The organism is Actinomadura sp. ATCC 39365 (assembly GCF_054392275.1).
Genome location: NZ_CP184335.1, coordinates 9224759 through 9235284, shown reverse-complemented (window position 1 = coordinate 9235284; position 10526 = coordinate 9224759). Strand labels below are relative to the sequence as shown.

Genomic DNA, 10526 nt, shown 5'->3' with positions numbered 1-10526 from the left:
AGGGTCAGGGGTAGCGAAAAAGAGAGCAAAAAGGGAGCTGACATGACGACCCAAGGTAAGGGCTCGTACCAGATCACCGGTTGGGACGAGAAGCCCTACGAGGAGAAGAAGGGCCAGCCCAAGCTCACTCAGGCCCACGTCACCAACGCCTGGACCGGCGACATCGAAGGCGAGGGGCAGGCCGAGTACCTGATGGCCTACGCCAGCGACACCGAGGCCAGCTTCGTCGGCCTGCAGAAGGTCGTCGGGAGCGTCCGCGGCAAGAAGGGCTCCTTCGTGCTGCAGGCGACGGGCACCTTCGACGGCGGCGTGGCCAAGGCCGACTGGTCCGTCGTGCCGAACTCCGGCACGGAGGAGCTGAAGGGGCTGAGCGGCAAGGGAGGGTACGTCTCCAAGACGGACGGTTCGGCGGAGGTCACCCTCAACTTCAACCTCAAGTAGGCGCTGCACGCAGTCGGGTACGCGGGGCCGGGGGCTCCGCGTACTCGCATGTCAGGAACTGCTCAGTGTTGAGCAGACCGCCTCGCGCCCGCGCGCGACGATGGCCGCATGGACACTGAAGTGATCGTCGTCGGTGGCGGCCAGAGCGGGCTCGTCGCGGGCTACTACCTGAAACAGGCCGGCATCCCCTTCGTCATCCTCGACGAGGAAGCCCGGCTCGGCGAGGCGTGGCGGCAGCGCTGGGACTCCCTGGAGCTGTTCACGATCGCCGAGTACTGTGCCCTGCCCGGCCTGCGCTTCCCCGGCGGGAAGAACCGCTTCCCCACCAAGGAGGAGATGGCCGACTACGTCGAGGCGTACGGCAAGGAGTTCGACCTGCCGGTCAGGCTCGGCACCCGCGTCACCTCCCTGGAGCCGATCGAGGGCGGCTACCGGCTGGAGACCACGAAGGGCACGTACGAGGCGCCGCAGGTGATCATCGCGACCGGCGCCTACCGGGTGCCGAAGCTGCCGGAGCTCGCGGGCAGGCTGGACCCCGAGGTCCACCAGGTGCACACCGGCCGCTACCGCAACCCGTCCCAGGTGCCGGGCGGGACCGTCGTCGTGGTCGGCGCCGCGAACTCCGGCGCGCAGATCGCGCCCGAGCTGGCCGCCGCCGGCCGCCGCGTGCTGCTGTCGCAGGGCTCGCCGCTGCCGCACTTCGGCCGCCGGTTCCTGGGCAAGGGCCTGCACTGGTGGGGCGACAAGTTCGGGCTGATCGCCAAGCCGCTGATGGGCGAGCGCGACCGGCTGCACAAGAAGACGATCCTGGTCGGGCCGAGCCTGAAGAAGCTGGCCAAGCGGCACCGCTTCGAGCTCGTGGGCCGTACGGTCGACGCCGAGGGCCGCACGATGCGCTTCGAGGACGGCCGCTCGGCCGACGTCGACGCCGTCGTCTGGGCGACCGGCTTCCGCTACGACTACTCCTGGGTGCACGCCCCCATCCAGGACGACGGCGGCGGCATCACGCAGGACCGCGGCGTGACCGCGGCCCCCGGCCTCTACGTCCTCGGCATGCAGTGCCAGCACTCCTACGGTTCGGCGCTCATCTGGTGGGTAAAGGACGACGCGGCGTATCTGGTCGAGCGCATCAGGCAGTTCCGTCCCCAGGCGGTGGCGGGCAGAAGGGGTTGAGCGACATGTCCAGGCAGGTGGCGCTGCTGCGCGGAGTGAACGTCGGCGGCCGGAACATGGTGAGCATGGCCGAGCTCCGCGAACTGCTGGCGGGCCTCGGCTTCGAGGACGTCAAGACGCACCTGCAGAGCGGCAACGTCGTCTACACCAGCGGGAAGAGCCCCGACAAGGCGGCGGCCGAGATCGAGGCCGCGCTCGCCCGCGACCTCGGCGTCCCGGTGCCCGTCCTGGCCAGGACGGGCACCGAGCTGGGCGAGATCCTCAAGGCCAACCCGCTCGGGGACGTCGCCGCCGACGACGCCCTGCACCTCGTCACGTTCCTGTCGGAGAAGCCCGACGCCGGGCCGATCAAGGCGCTCGACCCCGACGCCTTCAAGCCCGACGTGTTCAAGCACGTCGGCAAGGAGATCTACGTCTGGTGCCCCGACGGGGTGCGCAACACCAAACTGTCCTACTCCTTCTGGGAGAAGAAGCTCGGCGTCACCGCCACCGCCCGCAACTGGAAGACCGTCTGCAAGCTGCACGAGCTGGCCACCGCCGGTTAGCCCGCCAGCTCGCGCTTGAGCGTCTTGCCGATCGGCCCGCGCGGCAGCGACTTCGCGACCACGTACCGCGCCGGCCGCTCGGCCGGGTCCAGCCGGTCGGCGGCGAAGGCGCGCAGCTCGTCCTCGGGCACGGGCGAGCGGAGCACGACGGTCGCCGTGACGCCCCGCGGCCCCTGGACCGCGGCGGCCTCGACCACCTCGGGATGCCAGTGCAGGGCGTGCTCGACCCGCAGCGAGGAGATCCGGCGCCCGCCGGCGGTGATGACGTCGGCGGCGCGGTCGAAGAAGCGCAGCCGGCCCTCCCCGTCCAGCTCGCCCAGGTCGCCCATGTGGGTCCAGCCGTCGCGGAAGGTGCGCTCGTCGGCGGCGGCGTCGGTCAGGTAGTAGCGGCGCGGGGCGGCCGAGCGCAGGCAGATCTCGCCCGCGTCGGTGACCTTCACCTCGGTGCCCGCGCTCGGGCTGCCCAGCAGCCCCTCGTCCTCCTGCGTGGGCGGCGTCTCCACCGGGCGGTGCACGAAGGCGGGGGCCGACTCCGTCGAGCCGTAGCCGATGACGATCCGCACGCCCGGCAGCGCCTCCATGAGCCGGGCCACCGTGGCCATCGGCACCGGCGCCGAGCCCAGCATGAGCGCCCGCAGGCCGGACAGGTCGTACCGCTCGTGCCACCCGTGCGCCACCATCCGGGTCGCGGTGGACGGCGGGACGATCGCCATCGGCACCCGCAGCTTCTCCAGCATGCGGGCCACGTTCTCCGGCCCGAGATCGGTCAGCACGTGCGTGGTCGCCGGGGCGGTCATCGCCGTCATCAGCGCGCTGTGCCCGGCGTTCGTGCCCAGCGGGACGGCGGCCAGCACCCCGTCCACGCCGGTGAACAGCTTCCCGCGGCCCTCGTGGCCGTAGGTGAGGTTGGCGACCGGGACGGCCACGGCCTTGGGACGGCCGGTCGTGCCCGAGGTGTAGAGGATCTCGGCGACGTCGTCGTCCCGGGTGCCCGCCGCGTCGCCCAAGGGGCCGGGCAGCACCTGGCCCACCCCGCACTCGGCCATGCGGGCGCGGGCCTCCTCCTCCGGCAGCGCGGGCGGCAGCCCGAGCACGGTGCCGCCGGCCAGGTGCACGGCGACGGCGGCGACGGCGTGCCCGATCCAGTCGTCGTGCCGCAGCGCCGTCCTGACCGGGGCCAGCCGCGCGGCCAGCTCCTCCGACCGGGCGGTCCAGTCGGCCACCCGCAGCTCGCGCTCGCCGTCCACGACGAGTGCCACATGATCGCCCGCTCGGGCGCTGACCAGTTCTGCCGGGTTCGTCGTCATGCGGCCGATGGTAGGAAGCCGAGCGCTCCCCGGATGCTCAGTGTTGAGCAGACCGGCAGGGCGCTTTCGTGTGGGCTGGAGTCGGCATGGGTCCGCGAAGAAGTGGGACGGCTGCCAAGAACAAGGGAGGCGATGACATGAACCAAACCGGTTCGAGTACGCGCGGCCAGCTGTTCGCCACCATCGGCGCACTCCTGGCCCTCGCGCTGGCGTCGATCGACGTCTCGGTGGTGGGGGCGGCGATGCCCCGGATCGCCGCCGACCTGCACGGCCTGTCGCTGTACGCGTGGGTGGGGGTCTCCTACGCCGTAGCGGCCGCCGTCGTCGTGCCGATCGCCGGCAAGCTCGGCGACATGTTCGGCCGCAAACCGGTGCTGCTCGTCGGCCTGGCGGGCTTCCTGGTGGCGTCGTGGTTGTGCGGCGCGGCCCAGACGATGCCCCAGCTCGTCGGCGCGCGAGGGCTGGCGGGGCTGTTCGGCGGCGTGCTGATGGCCAACGTCTTCACGCTGCTCGCCGACATCTACACGCCGGAGCGCCGCACCCAGATGCAGGGCGTCTTCTTCGGCTTCTCCGGCCTCAGCATGGTGATCGGGCCGCCGCTCGGCGGGTTCATCACCGACAGCTGGAGCTGGCGCTGGGTCTTCTACGTCAACGTGCCCATCGGGCTGCTCGCGATCGCCGCCGTGCTCATCGGCGTCCCGTTCGTGCGCAGCGGCGCGAGCTGGCGCGACATCGACTTCGCCGGCGTCGTCACGCTCGTGGCCGGGCTCGTCCCGATCCTGATCGGGCTCACGCTCACCGGCGACCGGCACGCCTGGACCTCGCCCGAGGTGCTCGCGCTGCTGATCGGCGGCGCCGTGCTGCTGGTGGCGTTCTACTTCGTCGAGACGCGGGTGGCCAAGAACCCGCTGGTGCCGTTCGCGCTGTTCCGGAGCAACCAGGTGTCCGTCATGGCCGTGGTGGCCTTCTTCTCCGCGTTCGCCATGATGGGCACGGCCTTCTACGTGCCGCTGCTCTACCAGGGCGTGCTCGGCGTGAGCGCGACCCACTCCGGCACGTTGCTGATCCCGATGATGCTCGGCCTGATGCTCATGGCCCCGATCGCCGGCAAGGCCATGACGGCCATGCCGCGCTACCGGCTGCTCGGCGTGTTCGCCATGGCCGCCATCGTCGCCGGGCTGCTGATCCTGTCGGCCGTCGGGCCGGACAGCGGCCAGGGCCTGCCGATCGTCGCCATGGTGCTCATCGGCATCGGCATCGGCATCGCGTTCCCGATGGCCACGGCCGTCACGCAGAGCGCGATCCCGATGGAGCAGGTGGGCGTCGGCACCAGCCAGATCCAGTTCTGGCGGATGATCGCCGGGCCGGTCTCGCTGGCGATCCTCGGCTCGATCATGTCGTCCCGGCTCGGCGTCGCCGGCCAGGGCGGCGAGGGCGTCGCGCCGGCGGTGCTCGCCGACGCGCTGGGCGACCTGTTCCTCGCCTGCGCGATCGCGGTCGGCATCGGCCTGGTGGCCAGCCTCTTCCTGAAGGAGGTCCCGCTGCGCGACATGTCCATGGGCCGGTCTAAGGCGGGCAAGGCCGACCAGCAGGCCGCGCCCAACCAGGGGCGTGCCGCCAGGGCGTGACCCCGGTGCACCGGGTGGCGGGGCCGTGCGCGGCCCCGCCATCGCCATGCCCGCTCGCCATGCCAGCTCGGCATGCCCGCTCGCACCGGCCTGGTCGCGCGGGCCTGCTCACAGTTGAGCAGACGCGGACGGGCGGGCGGGCGAGGCTGCTGGCATGGACTCCTACCCCATCCCCAGGACGTGCCCGTTGGATCCGCCGTCCGAATACCGGGACCTGCAGGCGGGGCGGCCCATCACGCGCGTCCGGCTGGACTTCGACGGGAGCGATGTCTGGCTGGTGACGCGGTACGAGGACGCCCGCGCCGTGCTCGGCGACGCCCGGTTCAGCTCCGACTTCGCCACCCCCGGCTTCCCGGCCCGGCTCACCTCGCAGCCTCCGGGGCCGGGCACCTTCATCAGGATGGACCCGCCCGACCACTCGCGGCTGCGCCGCCTGCTGCTGCCGGAGTTCAACCGCAGGCGGGTCGAGGCGCTGCGCCCGGCCATCCAGCGCATCACCGGGTCGCTCGTCGACGAGATGGCCGCCCAGGGCCCGCCGGCCGACCTGGTCCAGACGCTGGCCCTGCCGCTGCCGTCCCAGGTCATCACCGAGTTGCTCGGGGTGCCGTACGAGGACCGCGACTACTTCCACGAGACCACCAAGGTCATCGGCGACCGCAACGTGGAGCCCGAGCAGCGCATGAAGGTCCGCGAGGACCTGCGCCACTACCTGGAGCGGCTGGTCGCCGAACGCGAGCAGCGGCCCGCCGACGACCTGCTCAGCCGGCTCGGCGCCCACCGCGAGGCGGCCAAGGTCAGCCGGGAGGAGGTCGTCGGCATCGCCACGCTGCTGATGGTGGCCGGCTACGAGACCATCGCCAACCAGATCGGCGTGGGCACCGTTGGCGCTGCTGGAGAACCCCGAACGCCTGGCCGAGCTGCGCGAACGTCCCGAGGCGCTGCCCGCCGCCATCGAGGAGATCATCCGGCACCAGACCGTCATCGACTACGGCGCCCGCCGCGCGGCCACCGACGACGTCGAGGTCGGCGGCCGGCTGATCAGGAAGGGCGAGGGCGTGGTCGTCGTGCTGGCCGCGGCCAACCGCGACGAGGAGGTGTGGGCCGACCCCGACCGGCTGGACTTCGGCCGCTTCGGCGACCTCGCCGAGCGGCAGGAGCACCTGTCCTTCGGCTTCGGCATCCACCAGTGCATGGGCCAGCTCCTGGCCCGCGCCCAGCTGGAGATCGCCTGGTCCACGCTGTTCGCCCGGCTCCCGGGGCTGCGCCTCGCGGTGCCGCTGGAGGAGGTGCCCTTCCGCTCCGACATGTTCGTGTACGGCGTGCACGCCCTCCCGGTGACCTGGGGATGAACCGCGACCCGCGGGACCGGGTCCGCGCGCTCTTCGACCCGGGGACCGTCCGGCCGCTGCCCGGCGACGACGGCTGCGGCGTGCTCGCCGCCCGGGGTGGCATCGGCGGCGTACCGGCCGTCGCCTACGCCACCGACCCCGGCCGGATGGGCGGCGCGATGGGCGCCGAGGGCTGCGCCTGCATCGTCCGGGCCATCGACCTCGGCGTCCGGGAGCGGGCGCCGGTCGTCGGCCTCTGGCACTCCGGCGGCGCCCGGCTGGGGGAGGGCGTCACCGCGCTCGACGGCGTCGGCCAGGTGTTCGCCGCGATGGTCCGGGCCTCCGGCGCCGTCCCGCAGATCTCCGTCGTGCTCGGCCCGGCCGCCGGCGGCGCGGCCTACGGCCCGGCGCTCACCGACGTGGTGATCATGAGCGAGAGCGGGCGCGTCTTCGTCACCGGCCCGGACGTCGTCCGCAAGGTCACCGGCGAGGACGTCGACATGGAGCGGCTCGGCGGCCCCGACCCGCACAGCAGGCGCAGCGGCCTGGCCCACCTCACCGCCCCGGACGACGAGGGCGCCGTCGGCGCCGCCCGCCGGATCACCACCCTGCTCGGCGGCCAGGGCGAGCTGCGCCCCTGGGAGGCCCGCGACGACCCCGAGCTCGGCGGCCTGCTCCCCGAACGCGCCAAGCGCGCCTACGACGTGCATCCCGTCGTCGCCCGGCTGCTCGACGGCCCCGGCGAGGAGCTGCACCCGAAGTGGGCGCCCAACCTCGTCACCACGCTCGGCCGGCTGACCGGCAGGACCGTCGGCGTCATCGCCAACAACCCCCTGCGCAAGGGGGGCTGCCTCGACGCGGCGGCGGCCGAGAAGGCCGCGCGGTTCGTCCGCATGTGCGACTCGCTCGGCGTGCCGCTCGTCGTGCTCGTGGACGTGCCCGGCTACCTGCCCGGCGTCCGGCAGGAGTGGGACGGCGTGGTCCGGCGCGGCGCCAAGCTGCTGCACGCCTTCGCCGAGGCCGTCGTGCCCCGGGTGACGCTCGTGCTGCGCAAGTCCTACGGCGGCGCGTACGTCGCCATGAACTCCCGCGCCCTGGGCGCCTCGGCGGTCTATGCCTGGCCCACCGCCGAGGTGGCCGTCATGGGCGCCGAGGCCGCCGTGGACATCCTGCACCGCAGGAAGCTGCGCGACGGCCCGCAGGACGGGCGCGAGGAGCTGCGCCGCCGGCTCGTCGCCGAGCACGAGCGCGAGGCCGGCGGCGTCGGCAAGGCCGTGGAGATCGGCGTCGTGGACGAGGTGATCGAGCCCGCCGGCACCCGGCGGCGGCTCGCCGAGGCCCTGCTCAAGGCCGTGCCGCTGCGCGGCGACCACACCAACATCCCGCTGTGAAGCCCCTGCTCACTATTGAGCAGGCAGCACGGCGGGCCCTCATTAGCGTGACGAACAAGCCGACAGACGGAGTGGAACGATGACCAACCCGAATCCCGTCATCCCGCCGGCCGAGCAGCAGACCTCGGTGCCCGCGGCGGATCTGATCAACTCGGCCACGGCCGGCGTGATCGTCGAGCGGACCGCGCAGGTCAGGAACGGCTCCCACGCCAAGGGGCGCAAGTTCGCCCGCATGATGGCCGAGATGGTGACCGCCAAGCAGGTGGGAGTCGCCAGCGTCTTTCTGTACGAGGAGACGTTCGGGACCAAGGACCGGCTGCACTGGCTGATCCACCTCAGCTCGCTGCACGCCTACGAGCAGATGGTGCACATGGGCACCTCCGACGGCGAGTACCGCGACAACACCGCCGACAGCGGCTGGGACGAGATCTTCGTCGACGGCAGCATGACCGAGACCGTGCTGCTCCCGCAGTTCTGGGGCATGTACGGGACCGCGGTCGACGGCGAGCGCGAGAAGCAGTCCACGGTCTACCTGCAGCAGGGCGAGATCACCGGGCTGCCCGGCGCCCGCGAGCAGGTGCCGCAGCCCTACGAGCAGCTCGTCCACTCGGGCAACTGCGGCCTGCTGCTGCACCGGACCGCCCAGCTCGACTACGACTTCCGGTCCGAGGGGCGCACGTTCGCCCGCGAGGCCGCCGAGTCCATCAACGAGAACCTGCCCGGCGAGGCCACCGTCTTCGTCTACGAGGAGGCCTTCGGCGCGGCCGACCGCATCCACTGGCTGATCCACATGAAGTCGCTGAGCACCTACTACAAGGTCCTGGCGCTGCACGTGAAGGACGAGAAGGTGCGGGACCTGTACTTCCAGCAGCGCATCGCGCCCGAGCGCGGCGGCGGCACCTGGGCCAGGATGTTCGTGCCCGGCAGCATGACCGACACCGGGCTCACCCCGCACCACTGGGGGATGTACGCGACATGACCGGCCGCTGCCTGCACGAGATCTTCGCCGAGCGCGCCGCGAAGGCCCCCGACCGGATCGCCGTGACCTGCGGCGCCGAGGAGATCACCTACGGAGACCTGGACGCCCGGGCCGACCGGCTGGCCTGCCTGTTGCAGGCCGCGGGGACCGGCCCCGGCGTGCTGGTGGGGCTGTGCGCGGACCGCGGCATCGACCTGGTGGCCGGGCTGCTCGCGATACTCAAGGCGGGCGGCGCGTACGTGCCGATCGACCCCGGCTACCCGGCGGGGCGGATCGCGTACCTGCTGGAGGACAGCGGGGTCCGCACGGTCGTCACGACGTCCGGGGTGGCCGGCCGGCTCGGCGGCGTCCTGCCCGGCGAGGTCGTGCTCGCCGACGCCGAACCGCCCGAGGGACGCCCCGCGGCCACGGCCCGCGACGACGACCTGGCCTACGTCATCTACACCTCGGGCTCGACCGGCGCGCCCAAGGGGGTGCTGGTCGAGCACCGCAACGTCGTGCGCCTGCTGGAGCGGACCGAGCAGTGGTTCGGCTTCGGCGACGACGACGTCTGGACGCTCTTCCACTCCGTCAGCTTCGACTTCTCGGTGTGGGAGCTGTGGGGCGCGCTGTTGTACGGCGGCCGGCTGGTGATCGTCCCGGCCGAGGTGGCCAGGTCGCCCGAGTCGCTGCGCCGGCTGCTGGTGGCGGAGGGCGTCACCGTGCTGAACCAGACGCCGTCCGCGTTCCGCCACCTGGTGGCGGCCGACGCCCGGCAGGAGGAGCCCTCGCCGTACCGGCTGCGCCGGATCGTCTTCGGCGGCGAGCGGCTGGACGTCGACCTGCTGGCCCCGTGGATCGACCGCTACGGCGACGACAGCCCCCAGCTCGTCAACATGTACGGCATCACCGAGACCACCGTCCACGTGACCTACCGCCGCGTCCGCGCGGCCGACCTCGACCACCCCGAGCTGAGCCCGATCGGCGTGCCCATCCCGGACCTGCGCCTCGACGTGCTCGACGAGCACGGACGCCCGGCCGCCACCGGGAACCTGCACGTCTCGGGCCCCGGGCTCGCCCGCGGCTACCTCGACCGGCCCGAGCTGACCGCCGAGCGGTTCACGGTCGCGCCGGACGGCGGCCGCCGCTACGACTCCGGCGACGTCGTCACCCGCCTGCCCGGCGGCGAGTACGCCTACCTCGGGCGGTCCGACGACCAGATCAAGGTCCGCGGGTTCCGCCTGGAGCCCAGGGAGATCGAGCTGTGCCTCCTGGACCATCCGCGGGTCGCTCACGCGGTGGTGGCCCACCGTGACTACGGCGAGGGCGACGTCCGGCTGCTGGCCTTCGTCGTGCCGGACGGCGATCCGGGCCCGGACCTGATCGACCAGCTCACCGAGCGGGCCGCGAGCCGGTTGCCGGCGCACGCCCGCCCGTCCACCTACCACATCGTGTCGGAGATCCCCATGACGCCGCAGGGAAAGGCGGACCGCGCCGCTCTGGCCAGGTCCGCGCAGGCATCGTCGGCCGCCAAGGTCGTGCAGCGCATCGCCGAGGACGTGCTCGAACGCGACGAGGTGCCACCCCAGGTGGACCTGTTCGACCTGGGGGCGACCTCGCTGGCGATGACCCGCATCATCGCCCAGGTGAACGAGCGCTTCGGGCTGGAGCTGACGGGACGCGAGCTGGAGGAGGAGGCGTCGGTCGCCTCCCTGGCCTCCTGCGTCGAGGAACGACTGACCGTGAGGGGATAGA

At 72.5% G+C, this 10526-nt stretch carries 10 protein-coding genes; 8 read left to right on the top strand and 2 right to left on the bottom strand.

The genetic code is table 11. The annotated features are described in order from the left end of the window. The first annotated feature begins 42 nt into the window (after positions 1–42). The 3 genes from ACNF49_RS44510 (at position 43) to ACNF49_RS44500 (ending at position 2159) form a co-directional block, all read left to right on the top strand. Positions 43–441, top strand: coding sequence for a DUF3224 domain-containing protein (locus tag ACNF49_RS44510; RefSeq protein ID WP_352327373.1), 399 nt, complete (start codon positions 43–45; stop codon positions 439–441). 108 nt (positions 442–549) lie between these two features. Beyond that, entirely contained in the window at positions 550–1614 is a 1065-nt protein-coding gene (locus ACNF49_RS44505) for a flavin-containing monooxygenase (protein ID WP_482941499.1), read from the top strand. 5 nt (positions 1615–1619) lie between these two features. After that, positions 1620–2159, top strand: coding sequence for a DUF1697 domain-containing protein (locus tag ACNF49_RS44500; protein ID WP_357978802.1), 540 nt, complete (start codon positions 1620–1622; stop codon positions 2157–2159). Here ACNF49_RS44500 and ACNF49_RS44495 read toward each other — a convergent pair. Continuing rightward, positions 2156–3466, bottom strand: a complete 1311-nt coding sequence (locus tag ACNF49_RS44495) for a class I adenylate-forming enzyme family protein (RefSeq protein ID WP_357978800.1) — start codon at positions 3464–3466, stop codon at positions 2156–2158. The genes ACNF49_RS44500 and ACNF49_RS44495 overlap by 4 nt on opposite strands. Positions 3467–3603: 137 nt before the next feature. On the opposite strand from ACNF49_RS44495, the gene ACNF49_RS44490 reads away from it, so the two are divergent. Then, on the top strand, positions 3604–5094 hold the full coding sequence (locus tag ACNF49_RS44490) for a DHA2 family efflux MFS transporter permease subunit (RefSeq protein WP_482941498.1): 1491 nt from the start codon (positions 3604–3606) through the stop codon (positions 5092–5094). 162 nt (positions 5095–5256) lie between these two features. Here the strand turns inward: ACNF49_RS44490 and ACNF49_RS44485 are convergent, their stop codons facing one another. Further along, positions 5257–5679, bottom strand: a complete 423-nt coding sequence (locus ACNF49_RS44485) for a hypothetical protein (RefSeq protein WP_482941497.1) — start codon at positions 5677–5679, stop codon at positions 5257–5259. Between the two features lie 296 nt (positions 5680–5975). Between ACNF49_RS44485 and ACNF49_RS44480 the strand changes: the two genes are divergently transcribed. The 4 genes from ACNF49_RS44480 (at position 5976) to ACNF49_RS44465 (ending at position 10525) form a co-directional block, all read left to right on the top strand. Beyond that, a complete protein-coding gene (locus ACNF49_RS44480) occupies positions 5976–6443 on the top strand; it encodes a cytochrome P450 (protein WP_482941496.1) in 468 nt (155 codons plus the stop codon). Then, the gene (locus ACNF49_RS44475; RefSeq protein ID WP_357978794.1) at positions 6440–7813 is read left to right on the top strand and encodes an acyl-CoA carboxylase subunit beta; all 1374 of its coding nucleotides are present in this window, start codon (positions 6440–6442) and stop codon (positions 7811–7813) included. The genes ACNF49_RS44480 and ACNF49_RS44475 overlap by 4 nt, the downstream gene beginning before the upstream one ends. 79 nt (positions 7814–7892) lie before the next feature. Beyond that, positions 7893–8792, top strand: a complete 900-nt coding sequence (locus tag ACNF49_RS44470; RefSeq protein ID WP_357978792.1) for a DUF6039 family protein — start codon at positions 7893–7895, stop codon at positions 8790–8792. After that, on the top strand, positions 8789–10525 hold the full coding sequence (locus ACNF49_RS44465; protein ID WP_482941495.1) for an amino acid adenylation domain-containing protein: 1737 nt from the start codon (positions 8789–8791) through the stop codon (positions 10523–10525). The genes ACNF49_RS44470 and ACNF49_RS44465 overlap by 4 nt, the downstream gene beginning before the upstream one ends. Position 10526: the final 1 nt, after the last annotated feature.

Excerpts from the sequence above, each read along its gene's own strand:
- ACNF49_RS44510 (WP_352327373.1), top strand. The coding sequence starts at position 43 with ATGACGACCCAAGGTAAGGGCTCGTACCAGATCACCGGTTGGGACGAG.
- ACNF49_RS44505 (WP_482941499.1), top strand. The coding sequence starts at position 550 with ATGGACACTGAAGTGATCGTCGTCGGTGGCGGCCAGAGCGGGCTCGTC.
- ACNF49_RS44500 (WP_357978802.1), top strand. The coding sequence starts at position 1,620 with ATGTCCAGGCAGGTGGCGCTGCTGCGCGGAGTGAACGTCGGCGGCCGG.
- ACNF49_RS44495 (WP_357978800.1), bottom strand. The coding sequence starts at position 3,466 with ATGACGACGAACCCGGCAGAACTGGTCAGCGCCCGAGCGGGCGATCAT.
- ACNF49_RS44490 (WP_482941498.1), top strand. The coding sequence starts at position 3,604 with ATGAACCAAACCGGTTCGAGTACGCGCGGCCAGCTGTTCGCCACCATC.
- ACNF49_RS44485 (WP_482941497.1), bottom strand. The coding sequence starts at position 5,679 with ATGACCTGGGACGGCAGCGGCAGGGCCAGCGTCTGGACCAGGTCGGCC.
- ACNF49_RS44475 (WP_357978794.1), top strand. The coding sequence starts at position 6,440 with ATGAACCGCGACCCGCGGGACCGGGTCCGCGCGCTCTTCGACCCGGGG.
- ACNF49_RS44470 (WP_357978792.1), top strand. The coding sequence starts at position 7,893 with ATGACCAACCCGAATCCCGTCATCCCGCCGGCCGAGCAGCAGACCTCG.
- ACNF49_RS44465 (WP_482941495.1), top strand. The coding sequence starts at position 8,789 with ATGACCGGCCGCTGCCTGCACGAGATCTTCGCCGAGCGCGCCGCGAAG.